General features: G+C 73.1%; 21 protein-coding genes and 1 pseudogene. 10 read left to right on the forward strand and 12 right to left on the reverse strand.

The window, feature by feature from the left end; genetic code table 11:
• Positions 1 to 65: 65 nt before the first annotated feature.
• Positions 66 to 593 (reverse strand): type 1 glutamine amidotransferase domain-containing protein, encoded by a 528-nt coding sequence (locus ABZS58_RS17375; RefSeq protein ID WP_354782457.1) that lies wholly within the window; start codon positions 591 to 593, stop codon positions 66 to 68.
• A gap of 149 nt (positions 594 to 742) precedes the next feature.
• Between ABZS58_RS17375 and ABZS58_RS17380 the strand changes: the two genes are divergently transcribed.
• Complete coding sequence (locus ABZS58_RS17380) at positions 743 to 1,222, forward strand: GNAT family N-acetyltransferase (RefSeq protein ID WP_354782459.1); 480 nt, start codon at positions 743 to 745, stop codon at positions 1,220 to 1,222.
• A 354-nt stretch (positions 1,223 to 1,576) separates the two neighbouring features.
• Here ABZS58_RS17380 and secA2 read toward each other — a convergent pair whose 3' ends face one another.
• A complete protein-coding gene (secA2, locus tag ABZS58_RS17385) occupies positions 1,577 to 3,904 on the reverse strand; it encodes an accessory Sec system translocase SecA2 (protein ID WP_354782461.1) in 2,328 nt (775 codons plus the stop codon).
• 90 nt (positions 3,905 to 3,994) lie between these two features.
• On the opposite strand from secA2, the gene ABZS58_RS17390 reads away from it, so the two are divergent.
• Complete coding sequence (locus ABZS58_RS17390) at positions 3,995 to 4,807, forward strand: NAD-dependent protein deacetylase (RefSeq protein WP_354782463.1); 813 nt, start codon at positions 3,995 to 3,997, stop codon at positions 4,805 to 4,807.
• Between the two features lie 25 nt (positions 4,808 to 4,832).
• Here ABZS58_RS17390 and ABZS58_RS17395 read toward each other — a convergent pair whose 3' ends face one another.
• Positions 4,833 to 5,564 carry a 3-keto-5-aminohexanoate cleavage protein gene (locus ABZS58_RS17395; protein WP_354782465.1) on the reverse strand — a complete coding sequence of 244 codons (732 nt, stop codon included), beginning with the start codon at positions 5,562 to 5,564 and terminating at the stop codon, positions 4,833 to 4,835.
• A 75-nt stretch (positions 5,565 to 5,639) separates the two neighbouring features.
• Complete coding sequence (locus ABZS58_RS17400) at positions 5,640 to 5,921, reverse strand: DUF3040 domain-containing protein (protein ID WP_354782467.1); 282 nt, start codon at positions 5,919 to 5,921, stop codon at positions 5,640 to 5,642.
• A 235-nt stretch (positions 5,922 to 6,156) separates the two neighbouring features.
• Here ABZS58_RS17400 and ABZS58_RS17405 point away from each other — a divergent pair, with 235 nt between their 5' ends.
• Genes ABZS58_RS17405 through ABZS58_RS17420 form a run of 4 tightly spaced genes read left to right on the forward strand, consistent with a single transcriptional unit; the run spans position 6,157 to position 9,810 of the window.
• Positions 6,157 to 7,053 (forward strand): hypothetical protein, encoded by an 897-nt coding sequence (locus ABZS58_RS17405; protein WP_354782469.1) that lies wholly within the window; start codon positions 6,157 to 6,159, stop codon positions 7,051 to 7,053.
• Positions 7,054 to 7,106: 53 nt separating this feature from the next.
• Positions 7,107 to 8,438, forward strand: a complete 1,332-nt coding sequence (locus ABZS58_RS17410; protein ID WP_354782471.1) for an AI-2E family transporter — start codon at positions 7,107 to 7,109, stop codon at positions 8,436 to 8,438.
• 38 nt (positions 8,439 to 8,476) lie between these two features.
• A complete protein-coding gene (locus ABZS58_RS17415; RefSeq protein WP_354782473.1) occupies positions 8,477 to 8,914 on the forward strand; it encodes a nitroreductase family deazaflavin-dependent oxidoreductase in 438 nt (145 codons plus the stop codon).
• A 5-nt stretch (positions 8,915 to 8,919) separates the two neighbouring features.
• Entirely contained in the window at positions 8,920 to 9,810 is an 891-nt protein-coding gene (locus ABZS58_RS17420) for a glycoside hydrolase family 88 protein (protein WP_354782474.1), read from the forward strand.
• 134 nt (positions 9,811 to 9,944) lie between these two features.
• Here the strand turns inward: ABZS58_RS17420 and ABZS58_RS17425 are convergent, their stop codons facing one another.
• From ABZS58_RS17425 to ABZS58_RS17435, 3 genes are all read right to left on the reverse strand, one after another.
• Entirely contained in the window at positions 9,945 to 10,079 is a 135-nt protein-coding gene (locus tag ABZS58_RS17425; protein WP_354782476.1) for a hypothetical protein, read from the reverse strand.
• A 92-nt stretch (positions 10,080 to 10,171) separates the two neighbouring features.
• Positions 10,172 to 10,411 (reverse strand): hypothetical protein, encoded by a 240-nt coding sequence (locus tag ABZS58_RS17430; RefSeq protein ID WP_354782478.1) that lies wholly within the window; start codon positions 10,409 to 10,411, stop codon positions 10,172 to 10,174.
• 52 nt (positions 10,412 to 10,463) lie between these two features.
• Positions 10,464 to 12,257, reverse strand: a complete 1,794-nt coding sequence (locus ABZS58_RS17435; protein ID WP_354782480.1) for an ABC transporter ATP-binding protein — start codon at positions 12,255 to 12,257, stop codon at positions 10,464 to 10,466.
• A gap of 156 nt (positions 12,258 to 12,413) precedes the next feature.
• On the opposite strand from ABZS58_RS17435, the gene ABZS58_RS17440 reads away from it, so the two are divergent.
• A complete protein-coding gene (locus ABZS58_RS17440) occupies positions 12,414 to 12,764 on the forward strand; it encodes a MarR family transcriptional regulator (RefSeq protein WP_354782667.1) in 351 nt (116 codons plus the stop codon).
• Here ABZS58_RS17440 and ABZS58_RS17445 read toward each other — a convergent pair.
• The 3 genes from ABZS58_RS17445 to ABZS58_RS17455 form a co-directional block, all read right to left on the reverse strand.
• The gene (locus ABZS58_RS17445; RefSeq protein ID WP_354782482.1) at positions 12,745 to 13,971 is read right to left on the reverse strand and encodes an RNA polymerase sigma factor; all 1,227 of its coding nucleotides are present in this window, start codon (positions 13,969 to 13,971) and stop codon (positions 12,745 to 12,747) included. The two genes, ABZS58_RS17440 and ABZS58_RS17445, sit on opposite strands and share 20 nt — an antisense overlap.
• Before the next feature lie 9 nt (positions 13,972 to 13,980).
• Positions 13,981 to 15,432, reverse strand: coding sequence for a GGDEF domain-containing protein (locus ABZS58_RS17450; RefSeq protein WP_354782484.1), 1,452 nt, complete (start codon positions 15,430 to 15,432; stop codon positions 13,981 to 13,983).
• A gap of 122 nt (positions 15,433 to 15,554) precedes the next feature.
• Complete coding sequence (locus tag ABZS58_RS17455; protein WP_354782486.1) at positions 15,555 to 16,226, reverse strand: siderophore-interacting protein; 672 nt, start codon at positions 16,224 to 16,226, stop codon at positions 15,555 to 15,557.
• Between the two features lie 99 nt (positions 16,227 to 16,325).
• Here ABZS58_RS17455 and ABZS58_RS17460 point away from each other — a divergent pair, with 99 nt between their 5' ends.
• Complete coding sequence (locus tag ABZS58_RS17460; protein ID WP_354782488.1) at positions 16,326 to 17,150, forward strand: class I SAM-dependent methyltransferase; 825 nt, start codon at positions 16,326 to 16,328, stop codon at positions 17,148 to 17,150.
• A gap of 47 nt (positions 17,151 to 17,197) precedes the next feature.
• Positions 17,198 to 18,451: an aldehyde dehydrogenase family protein gene (locus ABZS58_RS17465; RefSeq protein WP_354782490.1), complete on the forward strand. Its 1,254-nt coding sequence runs from the start codon at positions 17,198 to 17,200 to the stop codon at positions 18,449 to 18,451.
• Here ABZS58_RS17465 and ABZS58_RS17470 read toward each other — a convergent pair.
• A pseudogene (locus ABZS58_RS17470) lies at positions 18,448 to 19,315 on the reverse strand (aldo/keto reductase). The gene ABZS58_RS17465 and the pseudogene ABZS58_RS17470 overlap by 4 nt on opposite strands.
• Before the next feature lie 135 nt (positions 19,316 to 19,450).
• Here ABZS58_RS17470 and ABZS58_RS17475 point away from each other — a divergent pair.
• On the forward strand, positions 19,451 to 19,654 hold the full coding sequence (locus tag ABZS58_RS17475; RefSeq protein WP_354782492.1) for a hypothetical protein: 204 nt from the start codon (positions 19,451 to 19,453) through the stop codon (positions 19,652 to 19,654).
• Here the strand turns inward: ABZS58_RS17475 and ABZS58_RS17480 are convergent.
• Positions 19,633 to 20,031, reverse strand: a complete 399-nt coding sequence (locus ABZS58_RS17480) for a GGDEF domain-containing protein (RefSeq protein WP_354782494.1) — start codon at positions 20,029 to 20,031, stop codon at positions 19,633 to 19,635. The two genes, ABZS58_RS17475 and ABZS58_RS17480, sit on opposite strands and share 22 nt — an antisense overlap.
• Between the last annotated feature and the right edge of the window lie 28 nt (positions 20,032 to 20,059).

Here is a 20,059-nt window from a genome sequence, read left to right on the forward strand (position 1 = left end):
CTCGGGCGGGCGTGGAAACGCCGGGCCGCTGTGGCGACCCGGCGTCCTTCCCGTTGCGTCGAGGGTCAGCGGGCGTCCGCGAGGGCCTCGACGAGTTCCTTGCAGAAGGCCGGCAGATCATCCGGTTTGCGGCTGCTGATGAGCGGGCCGTCCACGACGACCTCCTCGTCGACCCAGGTGGCGCCGGCGTTGCGGAAGTCGGTCTGCATCGACGGCCACGAGGTCACCCGGCGGCCGGTGACGCCGCCGGCCTCGATGAGGACCCAGCCGCCGTGGCAGATCACCGCGATCGGCCTGCCGGTCGAGACGAACTCCCGCACCAGGTCGACGGCGGGGCGCTGCCAGCGCAACAGATCACCGTTGGCGACGCCACCGGGTAGGACGAGGGCGGAGTAGTCGTCGGCGCGGGCGTCGGCCGCGGTCACGTCGACGTCGAACGCGTCGGCCTTCTCCAGGTGGTTGTAGGCCTGGACGCGGCCGGGTCCGGGCGAGATCAGGCGGGGCGTGTGACCGGCGTGCTCGACGGCCTTCCACGGCTCGGTGAGCTCGACCTGCTCGATGCCTTCCTTGGCAACCAGAAACGCGACATTCATCGTTGAAGTCCTCCTTCTGTGTCGCTCCCACCTGCTGCCTACCCGCTGCGGGACCACCCAAGCGTGTGGCAGCTCACCCGTGGACCCCGAGGACGGGAGCACCGGCATCGCGGGCGACGGGCTGCACGGCCGCCTGATACCTTCGCGGCGTGATCGACGTGCGGGCCCGCAGAGCTACCGCGACGGACGCCGAAGAGCTGGTCCGGCTGCGGATCGTGATGTTCGAGGCCGTGGACGGCGTCGCGCCGGAGCCGGGGGAGTGGTCCGCGGCGGCCGTCCGGTCGCTGCGGGAGCGCCTGCCGGGGCCGGACGCCCGCACGGCGGCGTTCGTCGTGGACCGGCCCGGCGAGGCGGGACGGCTGGCGGCGTGCGCGGTCGGCGTGATCGACGTGCGGCTCGGCTCGCCCGCGAACCCCGCCGGCCTGTTCGGCTACGTGTTCAACGTGTCCACCGACGACGCGTACCGGCGCCGCGGCTACTCCCGGGCGTGCATGACCGCGCTGCTCGGCTGGTTCCGCGACAGCGGGGTCGTGCGGGTGCAGCTGCACGCGTCCGACGAGGGTTACGAGCTCTACCGGCGGCTCGGCTTCAGCGACGTGCAGAGCCCGTCGATGCGCATCGCCCTGTAGCGCCGCACCCCGACAGTCACCGGCGCCCACCGGCCTCGCGCTGCCCTGGCGTACCGCCGTCGAGCTCGCCGCGGCCCTGGCGTACCGGCGGCGACACCACCGCGTCGAGCTCGCCGCGGCCCTGGACGCGCCCGCCGGGGGTTCACGGCGCCGAGGCCGGGCGGCGCACGCACGCTCCCTGCCAGGCGGTCCGGCCCCGGCGCAGCGCCGAAGCGGCGGAGGCCGCACGGCGACGGAGAGGCTGAGGCCGCCGAGCGCGCCCCGCACCACCTGACGGCGTTGCCGTGCACCGTGCACAACGGCAAGGGCGGCCGTCGCGGAATCGCGACAGCCGCCCCGGAACCGATGAGGGGCTCAGCCCTTCTTGATGCCCTTGCCGCTGCGGAACAGCTTCACCATGCCGGCGAAGAACCGCTCCATCTCCGAGCCGAACGGATTGTCGCTGACCACATAGGTCCAGGTGGCGCTCGGGCGGACCAGGCCGGCGTCGGCGGGCTCCCAGTCGGGACCGTCGATCTCCAGCTCCTCGAACTCCTTGACCACCCGGTCGTCGATCTCGGCGAGCAGGCCGCGGAACGCCGGGATCGCCTCCCGGTGGAACTCGTCCAGCGGGTCCTGGGCGCCGAGGACGCGCAGGTGGATGCCCTCGCGGAGCTCGCTCATGTCGGCCAGGTGCTCCGACCAGGCGGAGTCGGCGTGGAAGAGCGCGATCGTGCGGGCGATGCGCAGCACGACCTCCTCGCCCAGCTCCTCCGACAGCTCGTTGTAGCGGTCGGGGGCCCGCTCCGCGAGCAGCTCACCGGCGGCGTCGGTGACGAGCAGCTCCTCGCGCCGCTTCGCGTGCAGCTGCCGGTGCTGGTCGAGCAGGTAGTTGTAGCGCCAGGTGTTGCGGTGGATCTCGAGGTTGACGGTCTCCGCGACCCGCTGCGCGGAGCCGATCGCCCAGCGGACGTCCTCGTCGTCGATGGCGCCGTCGGCGTCGGCCCTGCCCATCGGCATGGGCTCGGGCCCGTACCGCTGGATGAGCTCGTCCTCGAGGCTGACGAAGAACATCGACTCACCGGGGTCGCCCTGCCGGCCGGCGCGGCCGCGGAGCTGGTCGTCGATGCGGCGGCTGTCGTTGCGCGCGGTGCCGATGACGAACAGGCCGCCGAGGCCCTCGACCCGCTCCCGGTCCTTCTCGTCGCTGCCGCCGAGGCGGATGTCGACACCACGGCCGGTCATCTGCGTGGAGACGGTCACCGCGTTGAACGAGCCGGCCTCGGCGACGATGCCGGCCTCCTTCTCGTCGTTCTTCGCGTTGAGCACGACACACTCGACGCCCTCCTCGGCGAGGGTGGCGGCGAGCTGCTCGGACTCGGCGACGCTGAGCGTGCCGACGAGGACGGGGCGGCCGGTGGCGTGCATCGCGACGATCTCGTTGACGACGGCGATGTCGCGCTCCTCGGCGGAGGCGTAGACGCGGTCGGGCCAGTCCTTGCGGATGTTGGGCAGGTGCGGCGGGATGACCGCGACCTCGAGCTTGTAGAACTCGCGGAGCTGGTCGCCGACGGGCAGCGCGGTGCCCGTCATGCCGCAGATCTTCTTGTACTGCGTGAGGAACGCCTGGACGGTGATCGTCTGCAGGACGGTGCCGCCGCCGCTGCTGCGGATCTTCTCCTTGGCCTCGACGGCGGCCTGGAGGCCGTCGGGCCAGCGCCGCCGCTGGGCGACCCGGCCGCGGAACTCGTCGATGAGCTCGACCTTCTCGTCGCGGACGATGTAGTCGACGTCGCGGACCAGCAGCGCCTCGGCGTGCAGCGCCAGGTTGACGGCGGTGAGGGAGTCCATCTGGTCGGCCGCGTAGAGGTCGATCCCCAGCAGCGCCTCGACCTTCGCCAGGCCCTCGGACGTCAGGTGCACGGTGCGGCCGTCGTCGACGACGTCGTAGTCGTGGTCGCGGCGCAGGCCGCCGGCGATCTCGGCGATCGCGACCGGCGAGTCCTTCTCGTCGATGGTCGAGCCGGCCAGGACCAGCGGGACCTTGGCCTCATCGATCAGGATCGAGTCGGCCTCGTCGATGATGACCGTGCCGAACTCGCGGTGCACGCGCAGCGCGGTGTCGGTGACGATGCTGTCGCGGAGCAGGTCGAAGCCGGCCTCGCTGACCGAGACGTACGTGATGTCGCACGCATACGCCTCGCGCCGCTCGTCGGGGGTCGAGGACTCGTTGACCCAGCCGACGGTGAGGTCCAGCAGCGCATAGACCGGGCGCATCCACTCGGCGTCACGACGGGCGAGATAGTCGTTGACCGTGATCACGTGGACCGGGCCCATCGCGGCATACCCGGCGGCGGCGATCGCGGCGGTCAGGGTCTTGCCCTCACCGGTGGCCATCTCGACGACGTGACCGGCGAGGAGCACCTGAGCGCCGAGCAGCTGCACGTCATAGGGGCGCTCGTCGAGGGCCCGCTTGGCGGCCTCGCGGCCCAGCGCGCACGCCTCGACGAAGTCCTGCGGGTCGTCCCGCTGGTGCAGCGCCGTGGCGGCGGCGCGGAGCTCGTCATCGGTGAGCTCGGACAGCTCGGCCTCGCGCTCCTCGATCAGCGGCAGAAGAGCCTGCATCGGCTCGAGGTCGATCGTGGTGCCCGGCTGCTCCTGCAGCTTGCGACGCCACGCGTTGAATTTGCTCACCAAACCCATGGCCCCCACGATACGTCCCCGCCGGGCGGACGTGTGCGCCCCATCACGTGCGGCGGCCGCGGACCGCGGACAACGAGGCACACTGAAGGCGTGGATCGGTTGATCGGGCTCGTCAGAGACGGTGGGGTGGTCGTCCTGAGCGGCGCCGGGCTGTCCACGGAGTCGGGCATTCCGGACTATCGGGGGCCGAGCGGCCTGCAGCGCAGCGCGACGCCGATGACCTACCAGACGTTCACCGGCGACCCGGCGGCCAGGCGGCGCTACTGGGCGCGCAGCTACCTGGGCTGGCGCACGATCGCCGAGGCGGCCCCCAACGACGGCCACCGCGCGGTCGCCCGGCTGCAGCGCTGCGGCCTGGTCACCGGGATCGTCACGCAGAACGTCGACGGTCTGCACCAGGCCGGCGGCGCGGATCCGGTCATCGAGCTGCACGGCGGCCTGGACCGGGTGGTCTGCCTGGACTGTGGCGACCTGACCGCCCGCACCGCGCTCGACCTGCGGCTGCGGCGGATGAACCCGGGGTTCCATCCGCAGGAGAGCCCGGAGGTCAACCCTGACGGCGACGTCGACCTGACCGACGAGCAGGCCGCGGACTTCGCCACGGCCGACTGCGGGCGTTGCGGCGGCATGCTCAAGCCCGACGTCGTGTTCTTCGGCGAGCAGGTGCCGATGCCCCGCGTCGAGGCGGCGTTCGGGCTCGTGGAGGGCGCGGCGGCGCTGCTCGTGCTGGGCTCGTCGCTGACGGTGCTGTCCGGGCGCCGGTTCGTCATCCGGGCGGCGAAGCTGGGCGTGCCGATCGCCATCGTCAACCAGGGCCCGACGAAGAGCGACGACGCCGCGGCCGTGCTCGTGGACGCGCCGCTGGGCAAGACCCTGTCCCGGCTCGCCGAGCTCGCGGGCTGACCCCGTACCCGACGCCGCGGCGAGATCAGGAGGACGACCACACCGACAGGGCGTGCCGCACGAGGTCGGCGTTGCCGGAGACGGGGCCGCCGCCGGGCCCGGTGAGGGTGTCCTCGAGACCGATGCGGGTCGGCAGGCCGAGCCGTCCGGCCAGGGCGACCATCGGCCAGCACAGCTCGCCCTCGCCGTGCAGGAGCCGCTCGCCGCGGACCCCGGCCTCGTCGAGCCGCGCCAGGACCGCGAGGGCGTCGGTGGCCGGCGACATGATCTCGACGAGGACGCGGGGCAGGTCGTCCACGATGGACAGCGCCGAGGCGTCCTCCACGGTCCAGACGCCGGCCTCGACGGCGACGCCGAGCGCCCGCAGCGTGCCGGCCACGCCGGTGAAGCCCGGTTCGGCGACGTTGACCGATGCGAAGTCCGGCAGGTGTACGGGTGGCAGCCCCGCCCACGCGTCGAGGGCGCGCTGCCGGGCGCCGACGTCCCGGCCGGTGATCCACAGTCCCGTGGTGACCCCGACGGGGGTGGACGGGCACGCCCCGCGGACCGCGGCCACGGCGGCACCCACGTCGGCCGGGTCGAGGGACTCCCGCCCGTCCGGATTCCGCGGATGCAGATGGACGGCCTCGGCACCGGCGGCGACGGCGTCCCGCGCCGAGGCGGCGAGCTCCGCGGGAGTGCAGGGCAGGCGGGGGTGATCGCCGGGGCGGCGGCTCCCGTTCAGCGCGACCTTGATCCGGGCAATCGGGGCCAACACCGGACAAAGTTTACGCAGTGCACTGACCCCCGACGGCCGGCGGGGCCTTCGGGGGTCTGGAGTGCGGCGTCGGGACTATGGGTGGACGGGGGGTTCCTGCTCGTGCAGCGGCCGCCAGGTCCACACGCCCCCGGCGACGCCCACGGCGCAGATCGCCAGGACCGTGCCCGCGACGCTGCCGGCGGTCAGCCCGACGACGACGCCGAGGACCCCGGCAATGGCGATGGCGACCGCGGTGACGCGGCGGGGTGTGATCCGGCGGGTCATCGCCCGGTTGAACCCGTTGACGAACCGCGTGTCATTGCGCAGTGCGGCTTCGATGTCCGCGAGCCGCTGCTGCTCGCTCTCGCTGAGCATGATGCTCAACCTCCTCCGACGGGCCTGCCCGGTGCGCGACGTGTACCCGCTCCGCTCGATGGTCACACACTTCTGCAGGTTTAGGGTCGGTCGATCGGCGCCAGTGGGAAACTCCCAGCCTGCGGGGTTGTGCCTGGACCGGGTAAATGCACCAAATGTGACTTCTGGCGACCTGCGAGGTGGAGTCCGGTGTGCCAAACTCTGCGGCGATACACGTCAGGCATGGGGAGGCATCGTGGATCCGTCGCAGCAGTGGCCGCACCCGCAGCAGGGTCAGCCGGGTCCGCAGTACCCGCAACAGGGCCAGCCGCAGTATCCGCAGTATCCGCAGCAGGGTCAGCCGCAGTATCCGCAGCAGGGTCAGCAGGGTCAGCCGGTCCCGCCGCAGTACCCGCAGCAGCAGCCGCCGACCTACCCGAACCAACCGTACTCGGCGCAGCCCTACGCCATCGCGCCCAACTCGGCCGCGCCGTACAGCGGGCCGCCCGCGAACCCGTACGCCCAGCCGGGCCCGTACACGCCGCCGCCGCGGTCGCGCAACCGGCTCGTGCCGGTCCTCATCGCCGGCGGGGTCGTGGTCGTCGTGCTGGTGGTGGCGATCGTCGTCGTCGCCCTCGGCCGGGGCGACAAGAGCGACCCGGGCGCCGGCCCGGCCGTCGCGACCGCCTCGTCCTACGCCGGGCCGGTCGACCCGTGCCTCGTCGGCACCTGGAACCAGACCAGCTACCAGAAGGTCGTCGACCTGACGGGCACCGACGTCGACAAGCGCGAGGGCATCGGCAAGGTCAAGATGACCGGCGGCGGCAAGAAATGGACCGTCAAGGCCGACGGCAGTGCCGTGGAGGACGACGCGAAGACGGTCTACAGCGGCAACGACGACAAGGGCCGCAAGATCGACGCCACCTTCTCCGGCACCACCGACTGGGCGCTCAAGACGGTCGGCCGGACGATCGAGTTCGCCGGCAAGGAGAGCACGTCCTCGGTGGTCATCTCGGTCGACGGCCGCAAGGCCGGCACGATCAACCTCGAGCCCAACCTCGACCCGACCAACTACACCTGTGTCGGCGACGTGTGGCGCACCTCGGGCACCACCGATCCCGACTCGTTCGCCCGCTACGACAAGGTCAAGTGATCTGACGCGAAACCCCTCGATTGGTGGAGCCGGTCGGGGGGTACAGCGACGGCATGACCTGGATTGCGCAAGTTTCGGACCGTGCGAAGGCGCGACTTACCACGGCCCGCCGCACGGGCGCGGTCCCCGAGTTCCGCCGCGAGATGCCCGACCGGGACGTCCTCGTCGTCGACCAGCGCTCCACAGTGGACGACGGCATCCCGCACGGGGTGCGGGTGGCCGGCGCCTGGGCCTGGCGGATCGTGCTGTTCATCCTCGCCGCGTACCTGCTGCTCCGGCTGATCGGCGCGCTGAGCCTCATGGTCATCCCGGTCGTGGTGGCGCTGCTGCTCGCGGCGCTGCTCGAGCCGGCCGCCGCGGCCCTGCGCAACCGCGGCGTGCACCGCTCCCTCGCCGCGGGACTCGTCCTCGTCGCCGGGCTCATCGTCGTCTTCGGCGGGCTCGGCATCATCGTGCAGACGTTCATCGCCCAGTTCGACAGCCTGTCGGAACAGGTCACCGGCGGCATCAACGAGATCCGCAACTGGCTCGCCAGAGGCCCCCTGCACGTGTCGCAGCAGCAGGTCGACAATGCCATCGCCGGGTTCAGCGACCAGCTGAAGTCCAACCGGGGCGCGCTCACCTCCGGCGCCCTGACCACCGCCACCACCCTCGGCGAGGTCCTCACCGGCTTCTTCGTGGTGCTGTTCACGCTGTTCTTCTTCCTCCGCGACGGCGGGCAGATCTGGGAGTTCCTCTGCCGCCTGCTGCCCCGCCCCGCGCGCCTGCCCGCCGCCCGGGCCGGGCACTACTCGTGGTTCACGCTCGTGTCGTACGTGCGGGCCACCGTCCTCGTCGCGTTCGTCGACGCCCTCGGCATCGGCATCGGCCTGGCGATCCTGCGGATCCCCCTGGCGCTGCCCCTGGCCGCGCTGGTGTTCCTCGGCGCGTTCATCCCCGTCGTCGGCGCGACCCTGTCCGGCGCGGTCGCGGTGCTCGTCGCCCTCGTCACCAAGGACCCGTTGCACGCGCTGCTCGTGCTCGCCATCGTGATCGCGGTACAGCAGCTGGAAGGGCACGTCCTGCAGCCGCTCATCATGGGGCGCGCCGTGTCCCTGCACCCGCTGTCCGTGATCCTCGCGATCACGACGGGCATCGTCGCCGCCGGCATCGTGGGCGGTCTCGTGGCGGTGCCGCTGCTCGCGGTCGGCAACACCGCGATCCGGTATCTGGTCGCCCATCCCGACGGAGAGCCGACCCCGGACAAGGAACCACCGGGCACCGAACCGGCCGAGGACTCCGACGGCGGCCCCATCGCGTCCGAGCCGGCCGAGCCCACCCCGCCCCCGCCGGGCGAGGACCTGCCGGACGCGGAAACCTCCGGCAGCGCCAGCTCGCGCGAGTAGGGTTGATGCCGCATCGATCACACCAGTGAGGAGCTGTCATGCCGCTGACCGGAGAGTACGCGCCTGGCGCCGCGGACTGGGCCAACGAGCAGGCCCAGCTGTTCGAGCAGAGCGACGGCGCCGAGGGCAACCTGCTGCGCGGGCGCCCGATCATCCTGCTCACCACCCTCGGCGCGAAGTCCGGCAAGATCCGCAAGAACCCGCTGATGCGGGTCGAGCACAACGGTGAATACGCGGTCGTCGCGTCCGCCGGCGGCCAGCCGAAGCACCCCGTCTGGTATCACAACCTGGTCGCTCACCCGCGGGTCGAGCTGCAGGACGGCCCGGTCCGCAAGGACTACACCGCCCGGCTCGTCACCGGCGACGAGCGCACCGCGTGGTGGCGGCGGGCCAACGAGACCTGGCCCGACTACGACGGCTACCAGGTCAAGACCGACCGGGAGATCCCCGTCTTCGTGCTCACGCCCGTGAGCTGACCCGGGTGACCGACCCGGTCCTGCTCGCGCTGCTCGCCATGCAGCGCCATTCGTGGGAGCAGGGCGTCGCCGCGCACGCCCTGCTCGACCTCGGTCACACCGATCTCGCCCGCCGGCTCGCACTCGACGCGGTCGTCCACCAGAGCGCGGACGGCCGCCTCGGCACGATGGGGGACGAGTCCGGCTCGGTCAACGGTGCCGCCTGCGCCGAGCCGGTCCTCGACCATCCAGCCGTCGCGGCGCAGCTGGACTGGTTGCTGCGGCGGGCGCCGCGGGCGTCGGACGGCACGCTGTTCCACGTGATCGGCGGCCGCGAGGTGTGGGCCGACACCGTGTACATGGTGGTGCCGCTGCTCGCCGCGACCGGCCATCCCGGCGAGGCCGTCCGGCAGGTGGAGGGTCACCGGACCCGGCTGTGCGGCGACGGGCTCTACGCGGCCCGCTGGGATGAGGACGCCGCCGCCCTGAGCGGCGCGGAGCGCTGGGGGACCGGCAGCGGGTGGGTCGCCGCGGGCATCGCCCGGGCACTGCGGCACGACCCGTCCCTCGCCCCCGCCCTGGCCGGCCACGCCCGGGAGATCGTCGACGCGTGCCTCGCACTGCGCCGCCCCGGCGGACTGTTCGGCAACGTCCTTCCCGACCCCGCGTCGTTCACGGAGGCGAACGTCGCGCAGATGCTGGCGTACACCATCTGCACCGGCGTCGCCGACGGCTGGCTCCCGCCGTCCTACGCGGCCGTGGGCCGCTCGCTGATCGCCGCGGTCGCGCCGCTGGTCACCGGGGACGGCCTGGTCACGGGGGTGTGCGGCGCGCCGGCGTTCGACCGGCCCGGCACCTCCGCCGAGGCGCAGGCCTTCCACCTCCTCGCCCGGGCGGCCGCGGCACGCCTGACCTGACCCGCCCGCGTGCTGCCGCAGTGCGCCTGGGCTGATCCACCCGCCTGCCGCAGTGCGCCTGGACTGACTCACCCGCCTGCTGTCGCACGCCTGGCCGGCTCAGCCGGCCTTCTCCAGGCGGTCCAGGACGCCGGTCATCGTCGCCGGGTGCCGCCGGCGCGCCGGGCGGGAGCGCTGGGGCTCATCGGGCCGTGCCGGTTGATCAGGTCGAGCCGGTCGAAGTCGGCGTCCTTCACCCCGAGCCGCCCGCCGACCTGCTGGTTGAGCAACGACAGCTGGATCGAAAGCTCCCGCAGCGACTCCTTGACGGCCGTCGTGGACCGCCGCCTTGCGCGCCGCGGCGCACGACCACCCGGAAGGCCTACCGGGAGCGCCGGCGCCAGGTCGCGAGGGTGGCTTCCAGGCGTCGCTGGTTGCGGCCGCCGGTGCTGAGGCCGCGTTTCGCTCTGCCGTAGAGCCAGATGCCGCCGGCGACGACCGCCGCGCCGACGATGAGGTAGAACGCGGCGCCGATGAGGGCCTGGAAGAGCCAGACGGCGATGGCGCCGACGATGAACAGTCCGATGACGACGGCGACGGCGCCGGCGAGGATTCGACCCATGCTCCCAGCTTGCGCCCGTCGCGGCGGCGGGCGCATCGGGGATGTCACCGAGTTATGCGGCGAGAGCCGCGTAGGTGCCGTCGGCCTGCAGGAGCGTGGTGTGGGTGCCCTGCTCGACGACGCGGCCGTGGTCGATGACGAGGATCTGGTCCGCGTCGCGCACGGTGGAGAGGCGGTGGGCGATGGTGATGGTGGTGCGGCCCTCGGCGAGGGTTTCGAAGGCGCGTTGGACGGCGCGTTCGGTTTCGGTGTCCAGGGCGCTGGTGGCTTCGTCGAGGACGAGGATGCGCGGGTCGCGCAGCAGGGTGCGGGCGATGGCGATGCGTTGTTGCTCGCCGCCGGAGAAGCGGTAACCGCGGGAGCCGACCATGGTGTCGTAGCCGTCGGGAAGGCGGGTGATGAGGTCGTGGATCTGGGCGGCTTTCGCGGCTTCGACGAGCTCGGCGTCGGTGGCGCCGGGTTTCGCGTAGCGCAGGTTTTCGCGGATGGTGGTGTGCAGCAGGTAGGTCTCCTGGCTGACGACGCCGACGACGGCGGCGAGGTCGGTGAGGCGGACGTCGCGCAGGTCGGTGCCGTCGATGGTGACGCGGCCGCCGGTGGGGTCGTGGAGGCGGGCGATGAGCGCGGCGATGGTGCTCTTGCCGGAGCCGGTTTCGCCGACGAGGGCGAGGGAGGTGCCGGCGGGCACGTCGAGGCTGACGCCGGCGACGGCGGCGGCGTCGCTGCCGGGGTAGCTGTAGGTGACGTCTTCGAAGCGCAGGTGGCCGCGGGTGCCGGTGCGGGGCAGCGGCACGGGGTCGGCGGGGTCGTCGACCTCGACGGCCAGGTCGAGGTATTCGAAGATCCGCGCGAAGAGCGCGAGGGAGCTGGTGAGGGAGACACCGACACCGAGGAGGCCCATGAGTGGCCGGAAGAGCGCGGACTGCAGGGCGGTGAAGGCGACGAGGGTGCCGATGCTGAGTGAGCCGGCGGTGGGTTGGAGCCCGGCGCTGAGGTAGATGACGGCGGGGATCGCGGCGAAGATGATGTTCATCGACGCCATCCGCCAGCGGCCGGCGAGCTCGGAGCGCAGTTCGAGGTCGATGAGCCGGGTGGACGAGCCGGTGAACCGGTCGACGAGGGCGGCGCCGGCACCCATGGTCTTACTGAGGCGCACGCCGCTGACGGAGAGGCCTTCCTCGATGGTGACGTTGAGGTCGGCGAGCTCCCGCTGGCGCTGTGCGGTGATCTCGCGGCGCATCCCGGCGACCTTGCGGGTGAGGTAGATCGCGGGGGGCAGCACGACGAGGGAGACCAGCGACAGCCGCCAGGAGAGTGCGGCCATGGCGACGGCGGTGGTGATGGTGGTGGTCAGGTTGGAGGCGACGGAGGTGGCGGTGGACGTGACGACGCTCTGCATGCCGCCGATGTCGTTGGTGATGCGGGACTGGACCTCGCCGGTGCGGGTGCGGGTGAAGAACCCCACCGACTGGCGCTGGAGGTGGGTGAAGACGTCGACGCGGAGCCGGTGCATGACCTGCTGGCCGACCCTGGTGGAGATCCAGGTCTGGACGACGCCGAGCGCGGAGGTGACGGCGGCGACGCCGACCATGCCGGCGACGAGCCAGCCGAGCAGTGTGGTGTCCCGCTGGGGGAGGGCGACGTCGATGACCTCGCGGAGCAGGAACGGGGCCGCGCCGCCGAGGGCGGAGGAGACGACGATGATCGCGACGACCGTGGTCAGGGGGCCGCGGTGTGGGGTGAAGAGCCTCCCGATGCGGGCGAGGGAGACGGTGCTGGCGCGGTGCTTGTCCGCGGCGCTGACCTCACGGGTGCGAGGGGGCCGGGTCGGGTGCTGGGGTTCCAAGGGAACTCGCCTTCTGTCGGAGATAATGTTGAGGTTACCTCACTATGAGGCTCCAACACCAACCCCTGCTACCGTATTCCCGTGGACGATGCCGAGCGGCAGGGTGACGAGAGTCTCGCCGAGGTGTTCTGGAGCGTCGCCCGCCGGCTGCGGCACATGACCCACGAGACGCTCCAGCCGATCGGGATCACCCCGGGCCAGTCCCGTGCGGTGGCGGTGCTCGTGCGGCACGGCGTCATGCGCCTCAGCGAGCTGTCGGACCACCTGCGGATCGCGCCGCGCTCCACCACCGAGGTCGTCGACGGGCTGCAGGAGCGCGGCCTGGTCGAGCGGCGCCCCGACCCGGCGGACCGGCGCGCCACGCTCGTCGCGCTGACCGATTCGGGTCAGGCCACCGCGGAGGCGATCAGGGCCGCCCGGCACGCGGAGGCGGAGCGGTTCTTCGCCGGCCTCGACGCCGGCGACCGGGAGACGCTGGGCCGGATCCTCAGGACGTTGAAGCCCTAGCGAGAAACAGCGAGCGCTCGCGCTCGTTGCCCGTCAGCGCCGCCGCCCTCGCGAACTCGGCCCTGGCCTCCTCCCGGCGGCCGAGGCGCTCGAGCAGGTCACCGCGGGCCGCCGGCAGATAGGGGTAGCCCGCGAGGGCGCCGTCGAGCTCGTCCAGCAGGGCCAGGCCGGCCGCCGGACCCGATGCCATGCCGACCGCGACGGCGAGGTTCAGCCGCACCACAGCGGACGGCGCGACATGCGAGAGCAGCTGATACAGGGCGACGATCCGCGCCCAGTCGGTGTCCGGCGGGCGCGGCGCACGGGCGTGACAGGCGGCGATCGCGGCCTGCAGGCCGTAGGGGCCGAGCGTGCCGAGGGTCTCCGCCGCCGACAGCGCCGCCAGGCCGCGGCGGATCAGCAGCTTGTCCCACAGCCGCCGGTCCTGGTCCATGAGCAGCACCGGCGTCCCGTCCGGCGCCGTGCGCGCCCGGATCCGGGCCGCCTGCAGCTCCATGAGCGCGCACAGCCCGTGCACCTCCGGCTCCCGCGGCAGCAGGCCCGCGAGGACCCGGCCGAGGCGGATCGCCTCCTCGCACAGCTGCGGCCGGGCCCAGTCGTCGCCGGCGGACGCCGAGTAGCCCTCGTTGAAGATCAGGTAGACCACGCCGAGGGCGGCGCTCAGCCGGCCCGGCAGCTCCGCCGGGGAGGGCAGCTCGAACTCGACGCCCGCGAGGGCCCGCTTGGCGCGCAGGATCCGCTGCGACACGGTCGCCTCGGTGGTCAGGAACGCCCGGGCGATGGCGCCGGTGCCGAGCCCGCCCAGCGTCCGCAGGATGAGCGCCACCTGCGACTCGGTGGTCAGCGACGGGTGGCACGCGGTGAGGATCAGGCGCAGCAGGTCGTCCCGCACGTGGTCGTCGACGTCCGGCTCGTCGTCGAGGACCCCGTTGAGCGCCGGATCGGTGCCGCCGATGACGGCGAGCTTGCGCTCGTGGTTGGCGCGGCGGCGCAGCGCGTCGACGGCGCGGTGCTTCGCCGTCGCCATCAGCCACGGGCCGGGGTCGTCGGGCACGCCGCGCTCCGGCCACTGCTCCAGGGCGATGACCAGCGCGTCCTGGGCGAGCTCCTCGGCGAGGCCGACGTCGCGCACGATCCTGGCCAGCCCGGCGACGAGCCGGGCCGACTCGATCCGGAAGACCGCCTCGACGGTGTCGCGTACGTCCACAACGTCCGATTATGCGGCGACGGGGGTCACCGGTTCCAGCTCGGGGGTGAAGGTGACCACGCGGTTGCGGCCGCGCAGCTTCGCCGCGTACATGGCGACGTCGGCGTGGCGCATCAGGTCACCGACGCCGGTGCCCCGGCTCGCGATGCCGACGCTCGCCCCGACGATGACGACCGCGTCGCGGACCCGGATCGGGGCGGCGACGGCGGCGATGACCCGCTCCGCCAGGTCGTCGGCCACGTCCGGCGGGACGAGCAGCGCGAACTCGTCGCCGCCCATCCTGGCGACGAGCCCGTCCCCGGCGCACCCGGCGAGCCGCTCGGCGATCGTGGTGAGGACCCGGTCGCCGGCCTCGTGGCCGTGGGTGTCGTTCACCGGCTTGAAGCCGTCGAGGTCCACGTACAGCAGCGCCACGGGCCGGTCGGTCTCGGCGCCTGCCGAAAGGCGCCGCTCCAGGGTGTCCAGCAGCAGCGCGCGGTTGGGCAGTCCGGTCAGCGGGTCGTGATAGGCCCGGTGCCGCAGGTCCTCGACGACCTCGGCGAGACGCCGGTTGAGCCGCCGGTTGTCGCGCAGGGCGAGGACCTGCCGGACCAGGATCAGCACCGTCATCAGGATCATGAGCAGGAACAGGACCCCGTCGACGCGGCCGCCCCGCACGGCGAACTCGACGACGCCGGTGAGCAGCGCCGCCCCGAACGGCACGTAGGGCAGGTGGTCCCAGGTCCGCTCCTCGGTGACCAGATCGGTGTCGCCGTCGATCTCGCCCGCCCGGGGCGCGCCGATGCCGACGATCGCGAAGCCGAGGAACCAGCCGAGGTCGGTGACGCCGCCGGGCTCGTACGTGCCGGCGAACACCTGCGACGCGTACGCGGTGTCCGCGGCGAACACGGCGAGGAGCCCGGCCGCCGCGACCGCCACCGACCGGCGGCGCGGGCCGCGGGTCTCGTAGAGCATCAGCAGGGTGATGCTGCCGATGAGCACGTCACCGAGCGGGTAGGTGGCGGCGCTGAACGCCGCCGTCCCGCCGTCGCTGGCCCGGTACAGCGGCCCGACGACGACGGCCCAGCTGATGAAGCACAGGCTGGTCGCCATGATGAGCCCGTCGAGGACCGCGCGGACCGAGCCGAGCCGGCGGGCCGCCGCCATCCACGCCGCGCCGGCCGCCATCAGCAGGATCGCCGCGTCGAACGTCGCGGTCGCCAGTTGCGGCGGGCCGGTCAGCCACGTCAGCTGCCCCGCCGACCAGAGGAGGAACCCGGCGGCGAGCAGCCGCAGCCCGATCCGCGTCCGGCCGCGCGCCCGGCGGGCCGACCGGAGCCAGCGCAGCCCGACGCCGAAGGTCAGCGCGCAGGTGGCCCAGCCGATGACGGAGCCGCCGGGGTGCCGGACCACGACGGTGAAGAGCGCGAAGGTGACGATCAGGGCGATCGTGGTCTCGCGGAGGCGTGGTGCCGCCCGCATGTGCCCACCTCCTGCCGCGTCACCGGTCTGACGCCGTCCTATCGGCGCGGCGGACCGGATCCGCGCGAAACGTGGCACGGCTCATATCGGTGCCGGCGTCGCGGGTGACCCCACGAGATGATCTACTCCATCCCCTTCTTCCCCGGCGTCCAGAACGGTTTCGTCAGCACCGACCGGCGCGGCCAGCCGCGCTCGTGGACCAGGTGCCGCCTGACCGCCTGCACGTCGCGGGCCTCGCCGGCGACGTACGCCGTGCCGGGCTCGGCGGGCAGGGTCAGCGCCTCGACGGCGGCGAGGAGGCCGCCGCGGCCGGTCCAGTCGACGGCGCCGGGCAGCGGCAGCCGGTCGGCGTCGTCGCCGCACTCCACGACCGCCCGGCCGGTGCTGCCCGCCGGCAGCGCCCGCAGCATCGCGCCGAACGCGACCGACGCGGTCTCCTCCCCGACGAACAGGTGCCACGGCGCCGGTCGCAGCACGAAGTCGCCCTTCGGCTTGCTGAGCAGCACCTCGGTGCCGGGCGCGGCGGCGGCGAGCCAGCGGGCGCCGGGGCCGTCGCCGTGCAGCAGGCCCTGCAGCTCGATCGCGTCGTCGTGCCGGTCCCACACCGAGTAGGTGCGCAGCAGCGGCGCGAGCGCGGTCGCCGGGCCGACGTCGACGCGGACCTGCTGGCCGGGCTGCCACCCGGCGGTCCGCAGCGGCTCGGCGCGCAGCACGATCCGCCGGAAACGCCCGGTCGCGGTGACGTCCCCGACGGTGGCGCGGACGAACAACAGCTCCAGCAAACGGTTCTTCACGGCGCAGACGGTACGCCTGTGGGCACGGTTCCCGTGCCGGCCGTGGCGTGCGGGGAAAACCGCTGTCCGGAGGCCGCCGGGCATGGCAGGTTCGACCGCGTGACCGAGTATCTGCGCCTCAACCGCGCCCAGTGGGACGAGCGCGCCCCCGCGCACGCCGCGTCGCCCGGCTACTTCCGGCAGCGGTTCGTCGACGACCCCGCCTTCCTCAGCAAGGAAGTCCGGTTCGACCTGCCGCGCCTCGGCGACATCGGCGGGCTGCGGGCCGTGCACCTGCAGTGCCACATCGGCACCGACACGCTGTCCCTGCACCGCCTCGGCGCCGACGTCACCGGGCTCGACTTCTCCGGCGCGTCCCTGGCCGAGGCCCGCTCGCTCGCCGCCGCGACCGGCGCGGACATCGGCTACGTCGAGGCCGACGTGTACGACGCGCCGCGGGTCCTGGCGGCGGGCACCTTCGACCTCGTGTACACCGGCGTCGGCGCGCTGTGCTGGCTGCCGGACGTCCGCCGCTGGGCCGGCGTCGTCGCCGCGCTGCTGAAGCCCGGCGGCCGGCTGTTCGTGCGGGAGGGGCACCCGATGCTGTGGGCCGTCGACGAGACCCGCCCGGACGGTGTGCTCGCGATCGACCAGCCGTACTTCGAACGGGTCGAACCGCTCGTCTGGGACGAGGACGGCACGTACGTGCAGACGGACACCGTCTTCCAGAACACGACCACCCACCAGTGGAACCACGGCCTCGGCGAGACCGTCACCGCCGTCATGGCGGCCGGCCTGGACCTCACCATGCTCCAGGAGCACGACAGCGCCCCCTGGGACGCGCTGCCCGGCCGCACCGCCGAGGACGAGCACGGCGAGCACCGGCTCACCGACCGCCCGTGGCGCCTGCCGCAGACGTACACCCTCCAGGCCCGGAAACGGTGACCTTCTAGAATCCGGGTTCCGCCGTTTCTCATCCTGGGAGTGCCGCTGTGTCCGCATCCGTTTCCGAGGCCGCGCACGCGGCGCGGGCCGCCGCGCCCTCCCTGGCGGCCGCGCCGGCCGAGACGATCGACGACGCGCTGCGCGGTATGGCCCGCCGACTGGTCACCGCCCGCGACGAGATCCTCGCCGCGAACCGCGAGGACCAGGAGCGGGCCGCCGCCGACGGGATGAGCGGCGGGCTGCTCGACCGGCTCAAGCTCGACGAGACCCGCCTCGCGGCGATGGCCGAGCAGCTGGACATCCTCGCCGGGGTCGAGGCGGAGCCGGCCCGGCGCACGATCCGGTCCCTCGACGGCGGCCTGGTGCTGCAGGAGTGGCGCCGGCCCGTCGGGGTGATCGGCGCCAACTACGAGGCCCGGCCCAACGTCACCGTCGACGTCGCCTCCCAGCTGGTCAAGTCGCAGAACGCGGGCGTGCTGCGCACCGGCTCCGCCGCCCTCGCCTCCGCGGTCGCGCTCATGGACGGCGTCGTCGCGCCCGCGCTCGCCGACGCCGGCCTCGACCCCGCCGCCGTGCAGCTGGTGCGGGCGAAGGGCCGGGACTCCGCGGAGGCGCTCGTCTCGCAGGCGGGGCTCATCCCGCTCGTCATCCTGCGCGGCAGCGGCGACAGCACCCGCAGCCTCGCCGAGCGCGCCGCCCTGCACGGCGTGCGGACCCTGGCCCACGCCGACGGCGGCGGCGTCCTCTACCTCGACGAGGCCGCCGACCCGGCGAAGGCCGCCGCGCTGGTCGACGCCGGTCTCGACCGGCTCGGCGTGTGCAACCGGCTCAACCTGCTGCTCGTCCACGCCGCGATCTGGGACGCGACCGTCCCCGGGATCGTCGCGACGCTCGCCGCCCGCACCCCGGCGATCGCCGCGTCGCTGCCGCCGCACAGCCACCCGCTCGGCTACGAGTGGGCCCTGGACTCGGCCGGCGAGGCGACGGTGACGATCGCCCCGGTCGCGGGCGTCCAGGAGGCGGCCCACGTCGCCAACGACGAGACGTCCGGGCTGGCGGCGGGGATCGTCACCGAGTCCGCCGCCGCCGCGCGGGAGTTCCTCTCCGCCTACACCGGGACCGGCGCGTTCTGGAACGCGACGACCCGGCTCCTCGACGGGTTCAAGCTGCTCGCCCTGCCGGAGACGGGCATCAATATCGACCGCGTGCCGGGGCCGCGGGGTCCGGTGACCTTCCGTGACCTGTCGCTGCGCCAGTACGTGGTCGTGCCCGCCGACCGGGCGGGCGACCTCGCGGGCTAGGCGGCTGTCGCGGCGGTGATCGTGGCGACCTCGGCAGGGGTCAGCGCGACCGCCGCCGCGGCCACGTTGGACTCCAGGTGGGAGACCGACCCGGTGCCCGGGATCGGCAGCATCGCCGGCGACCGGGCGAGCAGCCACGCGAGCACCAGCTGCCGGGTGCCGATGCCGTAGCGCGCGGCGATGTCCTCCACGGCGCTCACCCCGTCGAGATTCTGGATCGGCGCCCACGGCAGGAAGACGATGCTCTCCTGCTCGCACAGGTCGATGATGGACTCCGAGCCGCGGTCGCCGACGTTGTACCGGTTCTGGATCGACACGACCGGGGTGAGCCGCTGGGCGACCCGCAGCTGCTCCTCGGTGACGTTGGACAGGCCGATGTGCCGGATCTTGCCGGCGTCCTTGAGCTCCACGAGCGCGCCGATCGACTCCTCCAGGGGCACGTCCGGGTCGGGCCGGTGGAACTGGTACAAGCGGGATCTGCTCCAACCGGAGCCTGCGCAGGCTCCCGTCCAGGGCGCGACGCAGGTGCGCCGGATCACCGTTCGACGTCCACTCGCCGGGGCCGGGCCGCTCCAGGCCGCCCTTCGTGGCGATGACGAGGTCGTCGGAGTAGGGATGCAGCGCTTCGGCGATCAGCTCCTCGCTGACGTCGGGCCCGTAGGAGTCGGCGGTGTCGATGAACGTGACGCCGAGCTCGACGGCGCGGCGCAGGACGGCCACGGCGTCGGCGCGGCTGGGCGGGTCGCCCCAGATGCCTTCGCCGGTGACGCGCATGGCGCCGAACCCGAGCCGGTTGACGGTCAGGTCACCGCCGACGTCGATGGTGCCGGCCGCCCCGGCGTGCGCGCTGATCTGCTCTGACATGCGGATGCTTCTCCTCGTCGGACGAGTGTCGCGGGCAACCGTCCAAACGTAGCGCTGTGGCGAAGTACCGCTGGATTAGCCGCGAGAGGTATGGGTAAGGTGACCCTCCTCACGCCAACCGTTGGGAGTGATCCGATGAACGCACAGGACCCGACCGGGGTGGACCCCGACAGCCCGGAGGGGCGGGCCCGGGCGGCCGCGCGGCGCGAGCACGAGCAGGCGCAGAGCCGCGCCGTGCACGAGCAGCGCGGCGGACGCATCGACGACGGTGCCGTCGACTCCACCGGCCAGCTGGTCCGTGAGCCGCGCCGCGCGACTCAGCTCGACGAGGACATCTGACGCTCGCGTTTCACCTCATACATGCGGGCGTCGGCGCGCCGCAGCAGCGTCTCGGCGGCCTTCGGGTCCCCGTCGACGACGCCGACGCTCGCCCGCACCCGCAGCGGGTGACCGTCGATGAGGACCGGCACGTCCAGCAGGTCCAGGAACGCGCGGGCGACGACGCCGGCGGCCGCCGCGTCGGATCCCGGCAGCAGCACCGCGAACTCGTCGCCGCCGATGCGGGCCGCCGTCCCCCCGGCGGGCACGAACAGCGGCGACGCGCAGGCGATCGCGGTCAGCAGCCAGATCACGTGCTGGAGCCGGCCCCCGGTCACCGACGACGCCGCGATCCCGGCCGCCCCGGCGGCGAGCAGCACCCATCTCCTTGTGTGCACACACGCCTCCTGTCGGTGATCCCCTTCG

Origin of the sequence: Dactylosporangium sp. NPDC005555 (assembly GCF_040605635.1) — a bacterium.
GTDB lineage: Bacteria > Actinomycetota > Actinomycetes > Mycobacteriales > Micromonosporaceae > Dactylosporangium.

What these genes read in the sequence shown, in the direction of transcription:
- ABZS58_RS17440 (WP_354782667.1), top strand. Translation starts at nt 12,414, where the DNA reads ATGACCCACGAGACGCTCCAGCCGATCGGGATCACCCCGGGCCAGTCC.
- ABZS58_RS17400 (WP_354782467.1), bottom strand. Translation starts at nt 5,921, where the DNA reads ATGCTCAGCGAGAGCGAGCAGCAGCGGCTCGCGGACATCGAAGCCGCA.
- ABZS58_RS17410 (WP_354782471.1), top strand. Translation starts at nt 7,107, where the DNA reads ATGACCTGGATTGCGCAAGTTTCGGACCGTGCGAAGGCGCGACTTACC.
- ABZS58_RS17415 (WP_354782473.1), top strand. Translation starts at nt 8,477, where the DNA reads ATGCCGCTGACCGGAGAGTACGCGCCTGGCGCCGCGGACTGGGCCAAC.
- ABZS58_RS17430 (WP_354782478.1), bottom strand. Translation starts at nt 10,411, where the DNA reads ATGGGTCGAATCCTCGCCGGCGCCGTCGCCGTCGTCATCGGACTGTTC.
- ABZS58_RS17450 (WP_354782484.1), bottom strand. Translation starts at nt 15,432, where the DNA reads ATGCGGGCGGCACCACGCCTCCGCGAGACCACGATCGCCCTGATCGTC.
- ABZS58_RS17475 (WP_354782492.1), top strand. Translation starts at nt 19,451, where the DNA reads ATGAACGCACAGGACCCGACCGGGGTGGACCCCGACAGCCCGGAGGGG.
- secA2 (WP_354782461.1), bottom strand. Translation starts at nt 3,904, where the DNA reads ATGGGTTTGGTGAGCAAATTCAACGCGTGGCGTCGCAAGCTGCAGGAG.
- ABZS58_RS17375 (WP_354782457.1), bottom strand. Translation starts at nt 593, where the DNA reads ATGAATGTCGCGTTTCTGGTTGCCAAGGAAGGCATCGAGCAGGTCGAG.